This is a genomic window from Tundrisphaera lichenicola (assembly GCF_051175385.1).
Lineage (GTDB): Bacteria > Planctomycetota > Planctomycetia > Isosphaerales > Isosphaeraceae > Tundrisphaera > Tundrisphaera lichenicola.
On record NZ_CP195106.1, the window covers coordinates 2,700,970 to 2,721,677 of the forward strand.

At 63.8% G+C, this 20,708-nt stretch carries 16 protein-coding genes and 1 pseudogene; 13 read left to right on the top strand and 4 right to left on the bottom strand.

The genetic code is table 11. The annotated features are described in order from the left end of the window. Nucleotides 1–12 precede the first annotated feature (12 nt). The gene (locus P12x_RS10695; RefSeq protein ID WP_435006120.1) at nt 13–246 is read right to left on the bottom strand and encodes a hypothetical protein; all 234 of its coding nucleotides are present in this window, start codon (nt 244–246) and stop codon (nt 13–15) included. 213 nt (nt 247–459) lie between these two features. Here P12x_RS10695 and P12x_RS10700 point away from each other — a divergent pair, with 213 nt between their 5' ends. The 7 genes from P12x_RS10700 (at nt 460) to P12x_RS10730 (ending at nt 5,511) form a co-directional block, all read left to right on the top strand. Then, nucleotides 460–1,626 carry a pyridoxal phosphate-dependent aminotransferase gene (locus P12x_RS10700; RefSeq protein ID WP_435010853.1) on the top strand — a complete coding sequence of 389 codons (1,167 nt, stop codon included), beginning with the start codon at nt 460–462 and terminating at the stop codon, nt 1,624–1,626. 3 nt (nt 1,627–1,629) lie between these two features. Next, a complete protein-coding gene (locus P12x_RS10705) occupies nt 1,630–2,421 on the top strand; it encodes a hypothetical protein (protein ID WP_435010854.1) in 792 nt (263 codons plus the stop codon). A 159-nt stretch (nt 2,422–2,580) separates the two neighbouring features. Beyond that, complete coding sequence (locus P12x_RS10710; RefSeq protein WP_435010855.1) at nt 2,581–2,832, top strand: UPF0175 family protein; 252 nt, start codon at nt 2,581–2,583, stop codon at nt 2,830–2,832. Beyond that, nucleotides 2,829–3,314: a DUF3368 domain-containing protein gene (locus P12x_RS10715; protein ID WP_435010856.1), complete on the top strand. Its 486-nt coding sequence runs from the start codon at nt 2,829–2,831 to the stop codon at nt 3,312–3,314. Before P12x_RS10710 ends, P12x_RS10715 begins: the two co-directional genes overlap by 4 nt. Nucleotides 3,315–3,420: 106 nt before the next feature. Then, nucleotides 3,421–3,831 (top strand): hypothetical protein, encoded by a 411-nt coding sequence (locus P12x_RS10720; RefSeq protein ID WP_435010857.1) that lies wholly within the window; start codon nt 3,421–3,423, stop codon nt 3,829–3,831. Nucleotides 3,832–3,976: 145 nt separating this feature from the next. Beyond that, on the top strand, nt 3,977–4,648 hold the full coding sequence (locus P12x_RS10725) for an intradiol ring-cleavage dioxygenase (RefSeq protein ID WP_435010858.1): 672 nt from the start codon (nt 3,977–3,979) through the stop codon (nt 4,646–4,648). Between the two features lie 347 nt (nt 4,649–4,995). Continuing rightward, a complete protein-coding gene (locus tag P12x_RS10730) occupies nt 4,996–5,511 on the top strand; it encodes a carboxymuconolactone decarboxylase family protein (RefSeq protein ID WP_435011661.1) in 516 nt (171 codons plus the stop codon). Between the two features lie 278 nt (nt 5,512–5,789). On the opposite strand, the gene P12x_RS10735 is transcribed toward P12x_RS10730, so the two are convergent. Beyond that, on the bottom strand, nt 5,790–6,938 hold the full coding sequence (locus P12x_RS10735) for an IS110 family transposase (protein ID WP_435010859.1): 1,149 nt from the start codon (nt 6,936–6,938) through the stop codon (nt 5,790–5,792). 392 nt (nt 6,939–7,330) lie between these two features. On the opposite strand from P12x_RS10735, the gene P12x_RS10740 reads away from it, so the two are divergent. Further along, entirely contained in the window at nt 7,331–8,593 is a 1,263-nt protein-coding gene (locus tag P12x_RS10740; protein WP_435010860.1) for a YncE family protein, read from the top strand. A 213-nt stretch (nt 8,594–8,806) separates the two neighbouring features. Here the strand turns inward: P12x_RS10740 and asnB are convergent, their stop codons facing one another. Next, complete coding sequence (asnB, locus tag P12x_RS10745; protein WP_435010861.1) at nt 8,807–10,792, bottom strand: asparagine synthase (glutamine-hydrolyzing); 1,986 nt, start codon at nt 10,790–10,792, stop codon at nt 8,807–8,809. Between the two features lie 223 nt (nt 10,793–11,015). Continuing rightward, entirely contained in the window at nt 11,016–13,853 is a 2,838-nt protein-coding gene (locus tag P12x_RS10750; protein WP_435010862.1) for a M16 family metallopeptidase, read from the bottom strand. Between the two features lie 484 nt (nt 13,854–14,337). Between P12x_RS10750 and P12x_RS10755 the strand changes: the two genes are divergently transcribed. The 5 genes and pseudogenes from P12x_RS10755 to P12x_RS10775 all read left to right on the top strand — a co-directional run bounded on the left by P12x_RS10755 (nt 14,338) and on the right by P12x_RS10775 (nt 20,703). Beyond that, nucleotides 14,338–15,387 carry a hypothetical protein gene (locus P12x_RS10755; protein WP_435010863.1) on the top strand — a complete coding sequence of 350 codons (1,050 nt, stop codon included), beginning with the start codon at nt 14,338–14,340 and terminating at the stop codon, nt 15,385–15,387. A 176-nt stretch (nt 15,388–15,563) separates the two neighbouring features. Continuing rightward, nucleotides 15,564–16,739 (top strand): hypothetical protein, encoded by a 1,176-nt coding sequence (locus tag P12x_RS10760; RefSeq protein WP_435010864.1) that lies wholly within the window; start codon nt 15,564–15,566, stop codon nt 16,737–16,739. Beyond that, nucleotides 16,661–17,607: pseudogene (locus P12x_RS10765) on the top strand (IS1595 family transposase). Before P12x_RS10760 ends, P12x_RS10765 begins: the two are co-directional and overlap by 79 nt. Nucleotides 17,608–17,647: 40 nt before the next feature. Further along, a complete protein-coding gene (locus tag P12x_RS10770; RefSeq protein WP_435010865.1) occupies nt 17,648–18,163 on the top strand; it encodes a hypothetical protein in 516 nt (171 codons plus the stop codon). A gap of 506 nt (nt 18,164–18,669) precedes the next feature. Then, nucleotides 18,670–20,703: an FtsK/SpoIIIE domain-containing protein gene (locus P12x_RS10775; RefSeq protein WP_435010866.1), complete on the top strand. Its 2,034-nt coding sequence runs from the start codon at nt 18,670–18,672 to the stop codon at nt 20,701–20,703. Nucleotides 20,704–20,708: the final 5 nt, after the last annotated feature.

Here is a 20,708-nt window from a genome sequence, read left to right on the forward strand (position 1 = left end):
AGGAACAGATCCTCAGGGGAGCCCCTTTTTCTCGGCGTGCTCGAGCCGAGCCCGGACGGCGCGTTGGAGGAGCCGACGCTGGTGCTCGCGACCCTGTTCGATGACGGCCTCCTCGCAGACGTCGAGGACCGAGCCATCGGGGGTGGTGGCGGCGAGATCCTTCATCTCGCCGACGAAGCCGGCGTAGCCGCGAATCAGATCCTCGTCCTCGGCCTCGATCTCCAGGGTGATCACCTTCCGTGTCATGGCGGAACTCCGGGTGTCGGGTTCAAGAAGTCCACCCAATTTGCCAGGACGGACGATTCACCACCAGAGAACTTGGTTACACCCCTCCCGGGTCGTCGATGACCGGATCCTGGATCGGACGTTGCTTCGAGGGGGCCTCGCGGGCAAGAATGGTCCGACTCGCGGCCGACCGATCCCGCGCGGCCGGAAAGCAACGGACAGAGACCTTTCCCGATGCAACTCCCCCTGCTCTCGAACAAGGCGTCGCGATTCACCGAGAGCGTGATCCGCGGGATGTCGATCGAGGCCGCCAAGCATGGCGCGATCAACCTGGCCCAGGGGATGCCGGACTTCCCCGCCCCGGCCGAGATCAAGGCCGCCGCCTGCCGGGCCATCGAGGCCGACATCAACCAGTACGCCATCACCTGGGGCGCGAGAGACCTCCGGTTCGCCATCGCCGAGCATGCCGCCTGGCACCTCGGGCTGGACGTCGACCCCGAGACGGAGATCACCGTCACCTGCGGGAGCACCGAGGCGATGCTGGTCGCCCTGCTCGCGCTGATCAACCCGGGCGACGAGGTCATCCTCTCGCAACCCTTCTACGAGAACTACTGGCCCGACTGCGTCCTGGCCGGGGCCACCCCCCGATTCGTCCCGGTCCGCCCCCCCGGCTGGACCTTCGACCCCGACGAGCTGGCCGCCGCCTTCAACGACAAGACCAAGGCCATCGTCCTCTGCAACCCCAACAACCCCACCGGCACCGTCTTCACTCGCGAAGAGCTGGAGCAGATCGCCGCGCTCTGCCGGAAGTGGGACGTCATCGCGATTACCGACGAAATTTACGAGCACATCCTCTACGACGGCCGGAAGCACGTCGCCCTGGCCTCGCTGGAGGGGATGCGCGAGCGGTCGGTGACGCTGGGCGGGATGTCCAAGACCTACGCCGTGACAGGCTGGCGGATCGGGACGATGATCGCCCCGCCCCGGATGACCCACGCCTTCCGGCAGATCCACGACTACGTGAGCATCGGGGCCGCCGCACCGCTCCAGGCCGCCGGGGCCGTCGCCTATCGCCTGCCTCGCAAGTACTACGACCGCCTCGCCCTCGACTACCAGGCCCGCCGGGACCGCCTCTGCAAGGCACTCCTCGAAGTCGGCTTCGACCTCGAAATGCCCCAGGGGGCCTACTACGTGATGGCCGGGATCGAGGCCTTCGGCGCCACCGATGACGTCGAGTTCGCCCGTCACCTCGTCCGAGAAGTCGGGGTCGCCACCGTCCCCGGATCCAGCTTCTTCCGCGACAAGCCCCTCGGCCAGGGTTACATTCGCTTCTGCTTCTGCAAGAGCGACGAGACCCTCGACAAGGCCATCGACCGACTCCGCATCCTCGCCCGGGGGTGATCCATGTCCACCCCCTTCGACGAGCGCCACGACCCGTTCGCCGAAGCCCCCGGCCGATGGTCCTCGATCTGGAAGTGGCTGCCCCCGATCATCGGGCTGATCGTCTTCGAGTGGACGCTCGACCCGATGCTCGGCGCGATCTTCGCCTGCCTCCGGTTCGGGGAGCGCGACTTCTCGACCGCGATCTGGCTCCTGCGGAATGACGCAAATCGGCCCCGGGCCTGGTCCTGCTCCTCGGCGCACGCCTGCCGAGGACTGGCCTGGATCGGCGTGGTGGGCCTGGGAATGGGGATCCTCGCGGCGATGCTCATCCCCTCGCTGGTACGCTTCCTGCCCCCGGTGATGATGAGGCAAGGGATGGGAATCTCGCTGGCCACGTGCGCCGTGGTCCCCCTGTTCTCGATGGCGTCCGTCGTCATGATGGCCACCGCAATGGCGGGGCGGGTCAAGGTCTGGGCCTCGCCCACGAACTCCCGGGCGCGACGGGAGGGCGTCTGGCCGCCGATCCCCGATCATGCCGTGAACTGGGCCTCGAACAGCGTCCAGACGATCGTGATCTTCGGGTTCCTCCTGACGCCGCTCTCATTGTTCGTGCCCTGGGCGATCCACGGTCGGCCGCCCGTCGGCAATCCCGGGCCGCTGAATCCGCTCCAACTACTCGCCTTGATGATCAGCCCGCTCGCGTTGCTGGCGTATCTACGGCTGGCCGCCTGGGTGGCGGTTCACATCGCCGCCCGAGAGCCCCAGCAATGCTGGCCCGAGGTGTGCCCGGACACCTTGGACGAAGACTCCTGACGCCCGAGATCGGCGGGTAAGATCGACGAGATCCTCGACCGACTCCGGACGCTCCGCGACGTCGCATGAGATCGGATTCTCGACGGAGGGCATCCTCCGGGGGTACGATGGGACGAGTTCAGTCGAAGGACCGTCGATGAGCCGGGAGGAGCGGACGCCATGCCCGTCGTGATCTCCGACGAGACCCTGAAGCAAGCCGGATTGACCGAGTCCGAGGCGATCGTCGAGATTGCCTGCCATCTTTACGACGCCGGAAAGCTGACCCTCTGGCCCGCCGCTCGGATGGCGGGGATGAATCGGTCTGAGTTCGAGCAGGCGTTGATGAACCGGAGCATTCCGGTCTATCGCCCGACGCTCGAAGATCTGGTTGAGGACGTTGCAACTCTCGAACGTCTCCGGGACCGGTCGTGATCGTCGTGATCAGCGACACCTCTCCAATTCGAGCCCTCGCCAACCTTGGGCTCCTGGATCTGTTGCGAGAACTCTATAACGAGGTGATCGTGCCGCAGGCCGTCGAATCGGAACTCCGGAACCCGCGCACGGGACAAGCGGTCGTCGAGCTTGGAAGTTTTGGATTCCTCAAGATTCGGAGCCCCTCGGGAAATCCTCAATCCGAGCGCCTTCTGGAGGGTCTCGATCCGGGCGAGGCCGAGGCCCTGTCGATCGCCCTGGAACTCCGGGCGGATCTCGTACTGATCGATGAGGCTGATGCGAGGGCCAGGGCGAAACAAGCCGGCCTGGCAACGGTCGGCGTTCTCGGCATCCTGATCGAGGCCAAACATCGCGGTTTGCTCGGCGAGTTGGCACCGTTGCTCGATCGACTCCGGGACGATTACCGTTTTTTCATGACGACCGATCTCCGTTCCAAGATCCTTCGCCTGGCGGGCGAATGACCGGGTCTGGGAGGACCAACGACGGGGTGATGCTTCGATGCGTTGTTGCCTCCAATTATCGCTCACATGGCGTATCACGTCCCTCGCCGGAGCATTTTGCCTCGGCTTGCACCTCTCGGCCTGCTCGTACTGGAATGTGTGGGGCTACGATGAACTACTCCTCTATCGACACCTGAGTTACCATTCGCCGGTCGCTCACGCCCTCTGGCATTCCGGGATCCGTTCCGGGGATCAAGTCGATCGAGTGATCGCCCTATATCGCCCCAACCACAAGAACCGACTCGGCCCTTTCCACCAGATCGAGTACTACCCGAGCGGAGATCTGACTCCCGGCCATCTCAGCCTCGAAGGTACGAGCCTCACGGCGAAAGACGGACGGCTCATCAGGGCCGAGTCCTTCGGCTGCACCTTCCAACGCATCTACTTCGACGCCTTCACCAGCGACGAGAGAGAGTTGTATGGTCGGCTCCTCCAGGACAAAATCAACGCGAGACCCGAAGCAGCGGGGAAGCGGTAGTCCTCCATCGAGAAATCCTCGAGGGACCATCCTACCGCCGTCGTCGCTCTCTACCGATAACGACCGGACCACCCTGCCAACCAGCCCGGGTCGGGTCCGGAGAGATCCAACCCGTCCCATCCACCCTTCCGCCCGGAGTTGTCCCATGAAATTGCCCAAGAACTTCGATGTCACCTCCAGCCGACGCGGCTTCCTGACGACCTCGGCCTTCGGCCTGGCGATGTTCTCGACCCGGGGGGCGTTCGCCGAGGAGTTGACGCGGACCCCGAAGCAGACCGAGGGGCCGTTCTACCCCGACAAGCTCCCGCTCGACACCGACAACGACCTGATCGTCATCAACGACGGGATCACCCCGGCGGTCGGCGAGATCACCTACCTGAGCGGCCGGATCCTCGACGCGAAGGGGAACCCGGTCCGGAATGCCGTGGTCGAGATCTGGCAGGCCGACAACAACGGGGCCTACCTCCACAGCGGGACCAGCAACGCCGACAAGCGGGACGCCCACTTCCAGGGCTTCGGGCGATTCCTCACCGGCTCGACCGGCGAGTACCTCTTCCGGACGATCAAGCCGGTCCCCTACCCCGGCCGGACCCCGCACATCCACTTCATGATCAAGCCCAAGGGTCAGGAGAAGCTGACCACCCAGTGCTACATCAAGGATCATCCCGGGAACGACCGAGACGGAGTCCTCCGGGGGATCCGCGACCCGAAGGCCAAGGAAGCCGTCATGGTCACCTTCGACCCCCTAGCCGGCTCGAAGGCCGGCGAGCTGGCCGCGAAGTTCGACATCGTGATGGGCTTCACGCCCGAAGCCTGAGCGGAGCGGACCCTCGCGGGATGGATTGGCTGCCTGCGAATGGAAGCGGATCGAACCGGGGCAACCAGACGTGATTTCCCTGGTAGATCAGGGCTTGCCCTGACGGCGTCGCTCCCGTCATCGGGGCAAGTCCTGGCCTACGATGGAACCAAGCAAACACACATCGATTCTCAACATGTTTTTGTCGCCTTGGAAAGCTGAACTGGCACCGATTCTGACATCCGTGAACGAATGAACCTGACTGATGCATTCGACGACAGGCTGCCCCGGCGAAACGCGGGGAAGACGAAGCGGCTCGGGCTTGCCCTCGGTTCCGGAGAACCGGGATGACATCGAAGGACCTTGCGATGGAACAGCGACTTGATTACCCCAAGCTATCGCCCGAGGCAGTCCGGGCGATGTACGGCCTCGAAGGCTATCTGGCCAAGTCGACACTGGACCAGCCCCTCCGGGATCTGGTCAAGATCCGAGCATCGCAAATCAACGGCTGCGCCTACTGCATTGATATGCACACCAAGGACGCCCGCGCCGCCGGCGAGACGGAGCAGCGGATCTACGCGCTGAATGCCTGGCGCGAGACCCCCTTCTTCACCGATCGCGAGCGAGCGGCGCTGGCGTGGACCGAGGCCCTCACGCGTATCGGCGATGGCGTGCATGACGAACTCTTCGCGGCGACGCGAGGGCATTTTTCCGAGAAGGAGCTGGTTGATTTGACCTGGGCGGTGGCCGCGATCAATGCCTGGAATCGCGTGGCTATCAGCATGCGTGCCGTCCCCGGCTTATACCAACCCAGGAAGCCGCATGCTCCAGCGGGCGAACCTGGTGGGGTTAGTGAGGCCGGAGACGGATCGAGCCACGCGTGAACTCCGACCGGAGGGAATCGGGGCCTTGGATCCGGTCGCCCATTGATATCGAATCTCAGTCGTTCCCGTCGGCAGGACAAGCCCTGGAAAGGAAACACAAATACTCGTATCCAAATAAAAAATCGGCGGTCGACACCGATTTTTTACAAACCTTGAAACGGTGAACTGCTCAGAAAATTTCGATTGACGTTCGCAATCACCAGACGGACGGCGATCGGGGTCGGCTCGCTTGGGGGGGCGTTTGCGACCTCGGGTAGCTCGGGAGTTCGGCTGGATGGTCAGGCCGCTTCGTTCTGATCGACGATCTCCCGGTACGTCGTCTTCTCCTTGAGCAAGTGGTAGATGATCACCAGGAGCGTATGAGCCACCGCGATGGCGGCTCGCTTCTGGCCCCGGCTTCTCGCGATCCGGGAGAATTTCCTGGCCAGGTGCGTCTTCCTGGCCCGCGACGCCGCCCAGGCCGCCTGGACCAGAGCCGTCTTCAACCAGCGGTTGCCCGGTGTGGTCCGCCCGCTCTGACGTTTTCCGGCGCTCTCGTGGTTGCCGCTGGCCAGACCCGCCCACGACGAGAGGTGCCCCGCCGAGGGAAACTGGTCCATGTCCTGGCCGATCTCCGCCAGGATCACCTGAGCGACCCGGACGTCAACGCCCGGGATCGTCATCAGACGGGCTACCAGCTCCCCCGCCGGGGGGAGCGTCTCCTCGATCCGCTCCTCATAGCGTCGGATTATCGCTTCGAGGTGAAGCAGGTGATCCATCTGGGTCCGGAGCAAGAACCGGTGGTGTTCGGTCACCGACCCCCGCAACGCCAGTTGGAGTTGCGGGATCTTACCTCGGAGCCGGCGTCGGGCCAGGTCCGCCAGCTTGACCGGGTCGTATTCGCCTCGGATGATCGCCTCGATCATGGCCCGGCCCGAGACGCCCAGGACTTCCGAGGCGACCGAGCCGAGCTTGATGTTGGCATCTTCCAGGACCTTGGCGATCCGATTGGCGACGGCGGTCTTCTGACCGACCAACTGGGTCCGCTGGCGGGTCAGGTCTCGGAGTTGCCGGGTCGATTGGGGCGGGATGAAACTGGGACGCAACAATCCATGTTGTAGCAATTGAGCGATCCACTCACTGTCCTTGACATCGGTCTTCCGGCCCGGGACCTGCTTGATGTGATGGGCGTTGACCAGGATTACGGTGAACCGCGACTCCAGGATATTGAAGACGGGTTTCCAGTAGGACCCGGTGGACTCCATCGCGATCGTGGCGACCCCTTGAGCCCCGAGCCAGTCGCCCAGGGCGAGGAGGTCGCCGGTCATGGTGGCGAAGGTCTTGATGGTCTTGGAGACCTTGCCCGCGGGGTGGACCCTCCGGACGCAGGCGACGACGGTCTTCTTGTGGACATCCAGGCCGGCGCAGCAGTCATGCAACACGTCCATCGACGGGTCTCCCCAGAGTAGCCCCTCGCACGGGGGACATCGCGGGGAGGAAAGCACTCTGCTCGACGTGCTCCGAGTGGTAAGCTCGGGCGACAGGTTTGGGTACGCGCGATGCCTTTGCGCCAGGCTGACACGCGGGCTCGAAGCACCAGTTTCATATCGGCGTCAAGCCGTGCGAGGGGACGACTTCACTGTAGCGACCGCCCGCCCGATTTTCATCGGTTCGGGTGCCGCCCGAAGGGCGGCATGGGGGCTGACACCGACTATTCTTCACACCGACTATTCTTCACGACCAGCCTATTATGGCTTCATAGCTCCTGCATAGTCGGGTTTCCGAACAATCGCTAGGTAGACCCGGAGATGACACGAAGTGCTATTGACAATTGCCAAAAATGCCGTCCAAAATCGACTTCGTCGTGTGCTGCTCGCGATGGGTAGGGCACAGTGGTCGTGAAGGCTCAATTGCGCAATTTTTGCGCGGTTGGGCTTTTTTTTTGGCAAACGCGGCATACTTCAACCCTGAGGTCATGATGCGACTCTGCTACATCGTCCGCGGCACGAAAGTGATGACTAGGGCACTCGACCTCGCTCGGTTGCTGTCAACTGCGACTCTCTGGGTGATTGCTCTACTATTCCCATCTGTAGCGGCCGCCGGATTCATGAATCCTGGCGTCATAGATACTATCCCAGTCCCCGTTCGCGCCTTCGGTGTGGCGGTCAACCCGTTAACTGATCGATTGTATGTGAGTGCCGGCGACGTTTTTGGTCTGGTCTCGGTGGTCGACACTCAAACGAATACCGACCTCACCGAAATCCATGTCGGCGATGGCCCACAAGGCATCGCGGTTAATCCGGTCACCAATCGCGTCTATGCCGTGAACGTCAGAGACCAAACTGTCTCCGTCATAGATGCGAATACTAACGCGGTGATCGCCACCATATCGGGTCTTGCTTTCCGACCGCGATCGCTTGGCATAAATCGTTTATCCAACACGATTTATGTGGCCAACGAGGGAAATGGGTCGGGGACAACGCTATCTGTCATCAATGGATACACAAACGCGATCATTCAAGATATACATGTGGGAACCGGACCGAACGGCGTTGCGGTCAATTCCCACACTAACCGCATCTACACCGCAAATGGCACCAGCAACACCGTCTCAGTCGTGGATGGTTCGACAAACACCGTGATCGCGACGATTCCCGTGGGGTTCAGGCCCTTGGACGTTGCCGTAAACGTTCTCGCAAATAAAATTTATGTTTCAAACTCGGCAGACGACACCATGTCAGTAATCGACGGGGAGACTAACGTCGTCATTGATACGATCCCGGTTGGAAAGACACCTCGGGGTATTTCTATTGATGAGATTTCCAATCAAGTCTATTTAGCAAATTACGGTGAAAACAGTCTCTATGTGATCGATGGCATCACAAATTCGCTTCTCTTCAATATTCCTGTCGGTCTTCAGCCTCACTTCACTGCCTTTGACGCAGAGAACAATAGACTTTACGTGGCGAACGACGCGGGAGCCACCGTGACTGTGATCGGAAATTTAGGGAGCGTTCCCGAACCGACATCCCTCGTCCTGTTCGGTCTAGGGACATTCATTATCCTGAGTTTGAACTTTATCGGCAGGCGTCGGACCTGTTGACGAATTCGCGGGTCGCCTGAACGATTGATGTCTATCCTGAAGGACCATCAGGGGTCAGGACCATCAGGGATCAGACTGTGTTCCTGGTTTTTCGCTCGCGGATGCGAGAGAGAAACCAGGAACACAGTCTGATCTTGCGCCAAGAAGCTCGGGAGAGGAACAGGGAAAAGCGAACCTAGCGAACAAGCCGAGGCCCGCCTCCCCATCCCAATTTTATCCAACCAGCCTCACCCCCGCCAGCGAACCCTCGGGGTGGATGGCTTCGGGCGGGCCCCAGGTTGGCAGGTCGCAGAGCCCTCCTCCGATGAAGGTGTGATGCCAGAGCTGGGTCGAGAGGACCAGGGTCAGGCCGAGGTCCAGCCCGAGCCGTCTCGGGGTGATCGCCGGGAACCAGGTGGAGACGGCCCTGGCCCGGGCGATCTGGCCCGGGTCGAAGTAGCCCGACGAGCGGAGCGACTCGGGGCTCAGGAGCTGGTCGACCCACGAGGGGCGGCCCGGCCCGAAGAACGAGCCCGATCGGCTGGCCCGGAACATCGTCTTGGGACGGTTGGCGATCCTCGGTGGGAGCGTCCTCGCGGCAACCTGGCGGAGCAGCCACTTGTTCGTCCGGCCCCTCAGCTTGTACTCCGGGGCGATCTCCGAGCAGAGCTGGATCACCTCCTCGTCGAGGAACGGATAGCGGGCCTCGACCGAGGAATTCATCGAGATCCGGTCCCCCTTGGAGACCAACAGCATCCCGGCCAGCATCAGCTTGTAGCCCACGTAGAGCGACTGATTCAGCGGTGCCCACTTGTCGATCCGATCGGCCCGGATGCCGGTGTCCTCGTAGGCCGAATGATCGCCCAGCCGGTCCCACATCCCCCCGCCGTAGAAGAGCGAGCGTGACTGGCCCAGGACATCGTAAAGGTCCTGCTGCGCCGTCCGGAGCCCCCGGATCGGATTCCGGTCGGGTCGATGGGCCGGATCTCCCCCGATGGAGTCCAGCGCCAGGTCGCGGAGCTTCATCGGGATCGCCGGGCCGAACTTCTCCTTGAAGGCGTTCCGGGACCGCTGCATCTTGAACCAGACGTAGCCGGCCAGGGCTTCGTCGGCCCCCTCGCCGGTCAGGACGACCTTGTATCCCTGCGCCTTGACCGCCGCGGCCAGGTTCAGCAAGCAGGCGCACGAGGTGTCCATCACCGGGACCTCGGCCGCGCGGATCAGCGAGGGATAGGCGTCGGCGATGTCGGCCCGGCCCATGGTCACCGTCGTCAAGGTCGAGCCGAGCGCCTGGGCCGACTCGGCGGCCTGTCGACGCTCGTCGGGGCCGGCGTTGTCCAGGCCGATGGTGAACGAGGGGACCGAGCGGCCCCGCTGACGGCTCGCCAGCCCCAGGACCACGGTCGAGTCGAGACCCCCGCTAAGATAACTCGCCACCGGGACGTCCCCTCGGAGACGACGCTCGACCGCCTGACGGAGCCGGGATTCCAGCTCGTCGACCAGCGGAGTCGGGTCGTCGAGCCTCCGCTCCTCCCCCTCGTCGGGGAAGTCGAGATCCCAGTACCGGCAGAGCGTGACCCGACCGTCGCGGACCCGGAGATAGTGCCCGGGCGGGACCATCCGGACCCCTTCGAAGACCGTCCGCGAGGTCCCCGCGCAGAAGAAGTTGAAGAAGTAGTCGAGCCCTTTCGGGTCGGCCTCGGGCCGGACCAGGCCCGACGCCAGGAGCGCCTTGACCTCCGACCCCCAGAGCAGCCAGCCGTCACGCTCGGCGTAATAGAGCGGGCAGATCCCCGCCCGATCGCGGCCCAGGATCAGGGTCCGGTTCTTCCGATCCCAGAGCGAGACGGCGTACTGGCCCCGGGCCTTGTCGAACATCACCTCGCCGTGGTCTTCATAGAGGTGGGCCCAGGCCTCGGTGTCGCAGCGAGTGGTCAGGACGTGCCCCCGAGACAGGAGATCCCGGCGGAGTTCGGGATAATCGAACAGCTCGCCGTTGAAGGCGACCCAGATCGAACCGTCCTCATTGGAGATCGGCTGACGGCCCCCGGCGAGATCCACGATCGAGAGACGGCGGGCCCCGAGCGCCAGTCCGGGCTCGAGGTGCGCCTGCTCATCGTCCGGTCCCCGATGGGCGATCGCCCGGGTCATCGCGAGCAATCGCGATCGGCTGAATGAGCGATTCCCCGTCAGGTCGAAACCGCCGGCAATTCCACACATGAATCTAGCCTCGGGCGAATCCTGGATGCCTGTCCGAAGGGTGTCCAACAGCAAACATGACCCAGATTACCGTGATGTCCAAACCGGACACCGACGGGTCGACTCCCGGATGAGCGAGGATTGACGATTCTTCGGGTTGGGGGGAGATCGGAGCCTTCGAAACGACGACGGCCCCACCGGTGAGGGCGGGGCCGTCGGCGAAGGATCGGATCGCGAGGGCGGATCAGTTGGCCTCGTCGGCCTTGGGCGTCCCGGCGACGGGGTTGCCGTCGGTATCCAGGATCTGGATCTCCTTGGCGAAGGGGAGATCCTTGAGCGTCGGCTCGACCTTGGCCCGGTCGCCGACGATCAGGATCGCCATTCGGCTCGGGTCGAGGTACTTCTTGGCGACCCGCTCGACGTCGGCCTTGGTGACGGCGTCGACCTGATCTCGGTAGGTCGTGTAGAAGTCGGCCGGGAGGTCGTAGAGGACCACGTCATCGAGCGCACTGGCCACGCCGTTGACCGACTCGAACCGGGAGGGGAATCCCTTGACGACCCGATCCTTGGCGAAGGCCAGTTCCGTGTCGGTGACGGGCCGAGGGCCGGTGATGTCGGTCAGCTCCTTGATCAGTTCGATCAGGGCGGGCCGGGTGTCCTCGGTCTTGACCGGGGCCCCCGCCTGGAACGGCCCGGCCCCGAGCCGGAAGCTGAAGCCCGATCGGGCCCCGTAGGTGTAACCCTTGTCCTCGCGGAGGTTCAGGTTGATCCGGCTGGAGAACTGCCCGCCCAGGACCGCGTTCATGATCGAGATCGGGAAGTAGTCGGGGGTGTTCCGGGGGACGCCCACCTGGCCGACCGAGAGGATCGACTGCGCCGAGCCGGGCTTGTCGACCAGGAAGACCGTCACCGGACTCGACTCGGGCGTCTCGGGGGCCACCCTCGCGACCGGCGAGCCGGGCTTCCATTCCTTTAAGGCGTCTTCCAGGACCGGGATGATCGCGTCGGGCGTGGTGTCGCCGACCACGATCAGGGCCGAGTTATTGGGGACGAACAGCGACTTGTAGAGGGCCACCACGTCGTCACGCTTGAGCGACTTGATCGATTCCGGGGTGTCGTACCGACCATAAGGATGCTTATCCCCATAGATGATCTTGGGGAAGACGATCCCGGCGATCGAGGGGGGATTGTCGGACCTCCGGAGCAGGGCCGCGAGCCGCTGGACCCGGAGCCGCTCCAGCTCCTTGTCGGGGAACGAGGGGTGGAGCAGGACGTCGGTGTAGAGGTCGAGCGCCTTGGGGAGCTGCCGGGTCAGCGTGGTCAGCGAGAGGCTGCACGACTCGTCGCCGCCGCTCCCGTCGATCGAGGCCCCCAGCTCGGCCAGCTCGCCGGCCAGCTGGAGCGAGTTCCGGGTGGTCGTCCCCTCGGTCAGGAGCGAGCCGGTCAGCGGGGCCAGCCCTTCCTTGCCGATCGGGACCAGCGTCTCGCCCCCCTTGACGACCAGGTTGAGCGCGACGATCGGCAGGTTATGCCGCTCGACGATCAGGACCTCCAGGCCGTTGGAGAGCTTCCGGCGGACGGCGGGCGCGGGCTGGAACGTCGGATTGGGGCCGGGGGCCGGTTCCTTGTCGCGATCGAAGGAATCCTCGATCGGCTTGGCGGCCACCTTGGGCAGCGGGGACTGGGCCGCTCGGTCGACCTCGGCCTCCTCGGGGCGGGGGGTCTTCGGGCCCGGGTTCACATCCAGCCGGATTCGATTGGCGACCAGGTACTTGTTGGCCACCCGCTTCACGTCGTCGGCGGTCACGGCGTAATTCCGGGCCAGCTCGGCCTTGTAGGCCAGCGGATCACCATACGTGACGTTGTAACGATTGAGGAAATCCGACTTGTTCTGGGCCGTCTGGAGCGAGAAGATCGAGCTGCTCTCGACCGAGTTCTTGACCTTCCGGACCTCGTCCTCGGTCGGCCCGTCCTTCTTGAGCCGGTCGATCTCGGCGTCGGAGATGGCGATCAGGTCGTCGAGCTTCTGCCCCTTCTGGGGGACGATCGAGACCCGGAAGGTGCCGCCGAGGTTGGCGGTCGGGTGGAACGCCGAGGCCTGCGCGGCCAGTTGCTTGTCATACTGGAGGGCCCGGAAGAGGCGGTTCTCGTTGGGGAGCTGGCCCAGGATCGAGGCCAGGGCGTCCAGCGGGGCCTCGTCGGGGTGCCCGGTCGGGACGGTCGGCCAGACCAGTTGCGTCAGCGAGAGCTGGACGGCATCGGTCATCGTGATGTGCTGCGACTCGGTCAGGACCGGGACGCTCGGCTCGGGCTTGGTGACCTCGGGGCCTTTGGGGATCGGGCCGAAGTACTTCTCGACCAGCTTGCGGGCCTCGGTCGGGTCGAAGTCGCCCGCGATGGCCAGGCTGGCGTTGTTCGGGCTGTAATAGGTCCGGAAGAAGTTGCTGACATCCTCCAGGCTGGCCGCCGAGAGGTCGGCCATCGATCCGATCACCGAGTGGTGATAGGGGTGATCCGAGGGATAGAGGACCTCGTCGAGCCGCTCGCGAGACTGCCCGTAGGGGACGTTATCGACCCGCTGCCGACGCTCGTTCTTGACCACGTCGCGCTGGTTGTCGAGCTTCCCCTGGGTCAGGGCCGGCAGGAGGAACCCCATCCGGTCCGATTCGAGCCAGAGGGCGACTTCCAGGCCGTTGGTCGGCAGGGCCTCGTAATAGTTGGTCCGGTCGGTATTGGTGCTCCCGTTGATCTGGGCACCCAGCTTCTCGAGCGGGCCGAAGTATTCGGAGTCGTGATGCTCCGAGCCCTGGAACATCAGGTGCTCGAAGAGGTGGGCGAATCCGGTCCGCCCGGGCTTCTCGTCCTTCGAGCCCACCTTGTACCAGAGGTTCACACCCACGAACGGGGTGGTGTGGTCCTCGTGCAGGATGACTTCGAGGCCATTGGCCAGCTTGTAGGTCTCGACCTTGAGGTCGGGGATGGTCAGGCCCTTGTCCTGGGCCTCCAGGCGGGCCGGTGCCCAGGAGCACAGGGCCAGGGCGGCCAGGACCGCGAAGGCCAGCCGGTTCATGGTGCGTCGCATCGAGATGGGGACTCCCTCAATCAGAGATGTTGATTCAAGCGATGACGGGGCCGAGAGGAGCGAGCCGTCCGTGATTCTCCCTGTTGTAACGACTGGGCGGCCGATTCGCCAGGTCTGGCGTCCGACGGAGGCTCGGCCCGGCCTCCCCGAGAATCCCCCCGGTCGTCTCTTGCCCCTGGCCGCCAATCGCTCCCGGAGCAAGCTCCGGGGGATAAAGCGTGAGCAAGCTCCCGCACTCCAGAGCGGCCCCGCCAGATCGCGAAGCTGGACCGCCGAAGGCCTTGGAGTGCGGGAGCTTGCTCACGCTTTCCGAGGCGGAGCTTGCTCCGCCGGGCCAGGCTCCCGGATATCTCGGGCATACCCGATCGGAGCGAGATCCGGGTCAGCCGGGAGATTCGCTGCTAAACCCACATCGCGAATCGCGATCTTTTCCGGGAGTCGATCTCGAGTTCGAAGCTCCTCGAAAGGTCACGGAGATTTCCCGATGCCCCGCACCGAAGCCCAGATCGCCGCCTCGCGAGCCAACGGGCTCCGGTCCCGAGGCCCCGTGACCCCCGAAGGCAAGGCCGCCTCGCGCCGGAACTCGCTGAAGCACGGGATGACCGGCCAGGGTGTGGTCGTGCCCGAGGGCGACGCCGACGAGGTGGAGCGTCGCTCGGCCGCGATGCTCGACGAGATGAGGCCGGGTTCGGAGATGGGTCGCTACCTGGTCCGCCGGATCGCCCGGCTCACGGTCCGGGTGGAACGCTGCGCGTCGCAGGAGCTCGCGACGCAGGCGTACCGGGCCGATCACGCCGAGGCCGACTTCGACGAGGCCCGGATCGCCGAAATCGACCACACCCTCTCCTACCTCATCCAGGAGCCGGCCACTCACGGGAGGAAACTCCGATCGATGCCCGAAGGGGTGGATCGGCTGATCGCCGGCCTCCTCGAACTCCGCGACGAGTTGGACACGGCCCGGTGGGACTGGACCTACGGTGACCGACTCTCCAACCTGACCGGCCGTCGATGGGCCGAGATCCCGGTGACGAGGATCCGGGCCCTCTCCGAGGCGATCCTCGGCAACTTCAAGTTCCTCCTGCCCGAAGACGGAGCGGGCCTCCCGGACCTCGATCGGATCGACTGGGCCCGCCGAGCGATGGCCGACCTGATCGACCGCGAGATCGAAGACCTGCTGGCCCACCGGAAGACGCTCGACCTGGGGCAGATCGAGCGTGACCGAGCCGGAGCGGCGGACCGATCGTCGTTTGACCCATCCCGCCAGGCGATCCTGGCCCGCCGCTACGAGGCCGCCGCCGAGAGGGCCGTCTACAAGGCCCTCGACCAGTTGAGGAAGGTCGAGGCCGAGGCGGCCGAATCGGTCGCCTCGGGTTCGTTTGGCGATGAGGGTCTGGCCGACATCGTGACGCTCGATCCAACCCCATCCGGCCCGGAAAGGACAATCCGAACGCCCGATTTCAGTCCTAGCGAGGCACTCGTCGGGGTCGGTTCGATCGGGTTCGTTGACGACAGGCCCAACCCACCGGGAGCGTGAGGCCCCTCGACCTCCGATCTCCCCCGAACCGGGCCATTTCGACGGGCCTGCACGCGCCGACCTTGCCTGATTTCGTCCTATTCTGGCATCCGACCCGGAATGATTACACCATCTGGAATTCTGAACAGATCGTGTTTACTACCACACAATCTCCAGATTTCCGGCGAGGATCAGAAATGACGGAAGCATCAATTGTGAAATTTTCCACGGAACTGCTCAAGATCTTCGCGAACCGGCCGGATGGCCGACTCTCGGCGACCGAGCTGAAGAAGAAGCTCGCCGCGACTTCTTACGGAGGGCAAGGCGACGGGATCGTTTCCGGCCTGATTGAGGAAGGGATGATCGCCGTGACCGGCGGAGGCTCATCCGCCGACCACCCGCGTCCCAAGGCATCCTATCGGCTGACGTCCTCGGGGAAAGACCGGGCGAAGGACCTCGCCCGGCCCGCCCGGCCGGATCATGAAGACGAGCAGTTGAAATATCAGGAATCTTACATCTTGCTCCAGATCTTCCGGTCCGATGACGCCACGCTGTCCCGATCCAAGCTGAATGAGAAGCTCAAATCCGTGGCAGCCCGAACTTCGCTCGAATTCGAGCCCCGGGAGAATCCCGGGACGATCGACTACCACCTCCATACGCTGGTCGAGAATGGCCACCTCGACCAGAAGCGCCAGGGCGTCGGCATCAACTACACCCTGACCGAAGAGGGAAGGCGGGCCCTCGCGGCGACCAGGCAGCACGAAGGGGCCAGCTTCACGCTCAAGGGCGACTTCCTCAATCGCCTCCTCGAAGCCGCCCGGGGAACCGCCTCGCCCGTCGAGGAAATCGAGCCCTCGACGGATCTTTCCCAAGCCGTCGAGGAAACCCCAACTCGGATCGAACCGCAGATGAATCCCGAGATCATCCTCGGACTCGTCGATCGCCTCAAGGCCGGAGCCTACGCCGGCAAGGACGTGATCCCCATCCACGCCCTCCGCCATCTCGTGGCCGAGGGCCACGGGAGCGACGCCGCCAGTCACCAGGTCTTCGACCATCTCCTCAGGCAGATGCGGGGCAACGATCAAATCGAGCTGATCGCGATCAGCGACAATCGCGACGCGACCCAGGAGCAGCTCGACGACTCGATCCCCGGGATGAATGAAACCATCTTGGCTCATGATGGATTCCGGGGTGGTGATCCGCAAGGGCCACTCAGTGGATACAATCGGTCTCCTCGGTCGGGCGATCTGTCCGCCCCGCTGATCCCGACTTCCCCGCCCCGAGGCGTCGCACGATGGTCAACATCCAGGATCTCTTCGACGACGCCAAGTGCTTCGACACCATCCGGGGCATGCGGTGGCCTGACGGCGTGACCTGTCCCAAGTGCTCCTCGGACTCGGTCATCAAGAACGGCAAGGACGACACTCAGCCACTCCGTCAACGCTACGAGTGCCGGGGCTGCCGCCGACGCTTCGACGACCTCACCGACACCATCTTCGCCGGCCATCACCTGCCGCTGAGGACCTGGATCGCCTGCCTCTATCTGATGGGGCTGAACCTCTCGGGATTGCAGATCGCCCAGGAACTCGACATCAACAAGGATGATGCCCGGGCCATGATCCAGCGACTCCGACAGGGGATGGTCGACCGTTGTCCTCCGGTCGTGCTGGAGGGGGAGGTCGAGTGCGACGAAGTCTATGTGGTGGCCGGACATAAGGGTCATCCCGAGGCGGTCAAAAAAAAGGCCGCCTCCCCCGAAGGCGACGCCTGAGAGGCGAGCGAGGTCGGGGCACCCTGGCCAAGGAGAAGCCGCCGATCTTCGGGATGTTGCAGCGTGGAGGCGAGGTCGTGATCCGGATGCTGGAGAACGTCCAGCAGGTGACCATCAAGCCCCTGATCGATCGGATGATCGCCAAGGGGACGTTGGTCTACACCGATGAATACGACATCTATGGCCGCCTGGTGGAGTGGGGTTATGGCCACAAGACGGTCTGCCACGGGGCGGGCGAGTTCGCCCGGGACGACGATGGCGATGGCTTCTGCGAGGTCCATGTCAACACGCTCGAAGGGTTCTGGTCGCTGCTCCGCTCGTGGCTGCGGCCTCACCGAGGAATCCCCCAGGAGAGCCTACCGCTGTACCTGGGTTTCTTCGAGTTCGTGCACAACATCCGGGCGAGAGGAAAGCGGCTACTGGGTGCCCTGATCGCCCAATTGCTGGCACCACCCCGGAATCCATCATGAGCCACCATCTTTTATATCATTGCCTGAGGAATAACGGCCGATGACCTTCGATAACCCGTTCCGGGAGAACCGGCTCAACTCCAGCCGGGACTTCCGCCCCGATTGGGACATCCCCGACCTCAATCAAGAAGTCACCAGGTGGTTGGTGTCCGAGGTAAGACGCCTCAAGGGCAGGTCTGAGCCCGACCCCGGGCAGGTGATCGCGGCCATGACCGGCCCTCCCGGCTACGGCAAGACCCACCTCTTCGGGCGGATCGAGCACCTCGTCGGTCACGATGTCTTCTTCGCCTTCGTGCCCGCGTTCGAGAGGGAAACGCCTCCACTCGACCATATCCGCTGGCATGTCGTGGAATCTCTGTTCCGAGTCCCTGAGGGGGGGAGTTCTCCGCTCGAACTCGCCCTGGCGCGGATTTGCCGACCCGAGTTCTCCTCGTACTTCGACGCGCTCCCACCGACTCTTGCGGCACGGCATGAGTCGATCCGGCTTCGCCTCGGCGAGTCCGATGAAGCCGTTTTGGAAGTCATCCGTAAGGTCAAATCGCCGGGTCCGGTTTGAAACTGGCGGACTCGCTCGTCTCGGTCCTGCCTTCCGAGGCGAGCATCGTCCGGGCCCTGGCCCTCGGCTGGGCCCCGGCCCCCTGGCCCTCGATGGCCCGACGCTGGCTACAGGGGCAGGACTTGCCCGAGGCCGACTTAAATACGCTCGGGTTTGGTGATACGCCCCCGACTCCGCTCGACGTTCTGAAAGCGATCCCGGCTTTGTTTGGCTTCCAGTGGCCAATGATGATTTGTTGCGATCAGATCGAGTCGGTCTTGAAAGGGGAATCCTCGAATGTGTTAAACGAATTAACGGCCGATCTCATGGATTTATTACAAAGCGTTCCGACTCAAATTGTCGTCAGTTGTTTCCATGACAAATGGGAAAATTTCTACAAAAACGCGTTCGCCGCGTTCAAGATGCGGGTCCGTCATCCACCATTACGCCTGGAGCAAATGAAGCCGGGACAGGCGATCCGACTCATCAGGAACCGGATGGCGACCTGGACTGGTCGGGAAGTCGACATGGCGCCGACATGGCCGTTCGACGAGGCATCGCTCGCGACCCTGGTCCGCGACATGATCCCGACGCCTCGCGGCTTGATCCAGGAATCCGACCGACTCTTCGACGAATGGGCCGGAGGTGATCGTTCGCAGCCCATCAAATTCAAGTCGGGGGTCGGGTCGGACATCGACCCCTCCGTCCTCTTCCTCCGCGAATGGAATCGAGAAATCGAGGCGATCGGTAAAGATCCGGAGCGTTCGGCGGATTACCTTTCGGAAGACCGCCTCTATCGAGGGATCTTCGAAGCCTTGAAGCTGGCCCAGTCGGCGCAGCGGATGAGGCCATTTGGAGGTGTCCGGATCCTTGAAGTGGCCGACAAGGCGCTGAAAGCCACTCCCCCAGGCCGGAGGCCCGGGGCTTCGGTCGTCGTTGGCACAAAGCCGGGCGAAGCCTCCCAGAGAATCGTCGTGGCCCTGACCAAGATCGAGGCCGCCAAGAATTTCAGCTACTATTTCAAGGCCCTCTTCGCCGCATCCGAACAAGGTGACGGCACCTTGTTGATCCACCCCAAGCGCGATCTCGACCTGGGCACGGCGGCTCGTACGAGCTTCGAGGAGGCCCAGCGAAAGGGAAAACTTCGGCTGATGCCGCTGGAAGACCACCCCTCGACCTATCACGCGACCGAATGCCTGACCGCCCTGATCGACCGGGCAGAGGCCCGGGAACTGGTCCTGGGCGGGGTGACGCTCTCGGCGGAAGATTGCCGGGATCTGGTCATCAAGACCGGCGTGATCGACAATATCGACCTGTTCAAGATGCTCGGCGGCTGGAAGAGGGCGATGGCCAAGGTCGCCCACGCCGCCCCGGTCGACCAACCTTCTTCAGGGACGAGCATCCCCCCGGCTCCGGTCTTACCGGCCCCGGTCACCCCTCCCGCTTCACCGGTCGCGACGAATCCCGCGCCAATCCCGGTCGCCCCGAATCCCGTCCCCCCTTCGACCGACCTGGATGCCTGGGCGGAGAAGAAGCTGGTCGGGGCGGTCAAGAAGTTGAACCTGCTGGGTCAAGGGGTCGAGCCGGATGGATTCGAGATCGGGCCGACCTTCGCACGGCTCCGGGTTCGTCCGGTCGGCAAGACGAACTTCATGAGCATCTGCAACAAGGCGGTCGACCTCCGGATCTCGCTGGGGCTGGAGGTCGTGCCAATCGTCGGCTCGCAGGCCGGGTGCATCAGCATCGACATCCAGCGGCCCGACCGGGCCGTGGTGACGCTCGCCGAGGCCCTGGCCGACGCTCCCGAAAATCTGGCCGGGAAGCCCGCCTTCCCCGTGGGCAAGGATGTGGGCGGGCAAACCCACTGGTTGAACCTGGCCGAGCCTTCGGACTGCCACATCCTGGTGGCAGGGACAACTGGCAGCGGCAAGAGTGAATTCCTCCGATCGATGATCGCCACGCTGGCGGCCCGACTGGGGCCGGACCATCTGCAATTCCTCCTGATCGACCCCAAGCGAGTGACCTTCAACCTCCGGGGGACCAGCCCTTATCTCCGGGCCCCCATCGCCTACGATATCGACGAAGCCCTGCCGCTGATCCAGGGATGCATGACCGAGATGGACCGTCGCTACAAGCTCCTGGAGGAGCGCAAGCTGTCCAACGTCTCGGAACTACCCGCGGAGTTCCTGCCCAGGATCGTCCTCATCATCGATGAGTTCGCCAGCTTCCTCGAAGACAAGGAATCCAAGAAACTGGTCACGGCCCTCCTGAAGCGAATCGGGGCGATGGCGAGGGCGGCGGGCATCCACCTGATCCTGTCCACCCAACGGCCCGACAAGGACGTGGTCACGCCCATCCTTCGCGAAAACCTGCCGGGCCGGATCGCCTTGAAGGTGTCCTCGAAGGGGGGAAGCAACCTGATCCTGGGCTCGCCCGAGGCCGAGAACCTGCTGGGCAAGGGGGACCTCTTCTGGAAGCGAGGCGGCGAACTGCTCCGGCTCCAGAGCCCGTTCGTCGGGCAGGACGCCCTGGAGCGAATCCTGGGAGTCGTCGCGGGTTAGCCTTC

What these genes read in the sequence shown, in the direction of transcription:
- P12x_RS10695 (WP_435006120.1), bottom strand. Translation starts at nt 246, where the DNA reads ATGACACGGAAGGTGATCACCCTGGAGATCGAGGCCGAGGACGAGGAT.
- P12x_RS10700 (WP_435010853.1), top strand. Translation starts at nt 460, where the DNA reads ATGCAACTCCCCCTGCTCTCGAACAAGGCGTCGCGATTCACCGAGAGC.
- P12x_RS10705 (WP_435010854.1), top strand. Translation starts at nt 1,630, where the DNA reads ATGTCCACCCCCTTCGACGAGCGCCACGACCCGTTCGCCGAAGCCCCC.
- P12x_RS10710 (WP_435010855.1), top strand. Translation starts at nt 2,581, where the DNA reads ATGCCCGTCGTGATCTCCGACGAGACCCTGAAGCAAGCCGGATTGACC.
- P12x_RS10725 (WP_435010858.1), top strand. Translation starts at nt 3,977, where the DNA reads ATGAAATTGCCCAAGAACTTCGATGTCACCTCCAGCCGACGCGGCTTC.
- P12x_RS10730 (WP_435011661.1), top strand. Translation starts at nt 4,996, where the DNA reads ATGGAACAGCGACTTGATTACCCCAAGCTATCGCCCGAGGCAGTCCGG.
- P12x_RS10735 (WP_435010859.1), bottom strand. Translation starts at nt 6,938, where the DNA reads ATGGACGTGTTGCATGACTGCTGCGCCGGCCTGGATGTCCACAAGAAG.
- P12x_RS10740 (WP_435010860.1), top strand. Translation starts at nt 7,331, where the DNA reads ATGCCGTCCAAAATCGACTTCGTCGTGTGCTGCTCGCGATGGGTAGGG.
- asnB (WP_435010861.1), bottom strand. Translation starts at nt 10,792, where the DNA reads ATGTGTGGAATTGCCGGCGGTTTCGACCTGACGGGGAATCGCTCATTC.
- P12x_RS10750 (WP_435010862.1), bottom strand. Translation starts at nt 13,853, where the DNA reads ATGCGACGCACCATGAACCGGCTGGCCTTCGCGGTCCTGGCCGCCCTG.
- P12x_RS10755 (WP_435010863.1), top strand. Translation starts at nt 14,338, where the DNA reads ATGCCCCGCACCGAAGCCCAGATCGCCGCCTCGCGAGCCAACGGGCTC.
- P12x_RS10760 (WP_435010864.1), top strand. Translation starts at nt 15,564, where the DNA reads ATGACGGAAGCATCAATTGTGAAATTTTCCACGGAACTGCTCAAGATC.
- P12x_RS10770 (WP_435010865.1), top strand. Translation starts at nt 17,648, where the DNA reads ATGACCTTCGATAACCCGTTCCGGGAGAACCGGCTCAACTCCAGCCGG.
- P12x_RS10775 (WP_435010866.1), top strand. Translation starts at nt 18,670, where the DNA reads ATGGCGCCGACATGGCCGTTCGACGAGGCATCGCTCGCGACCCTGGTC.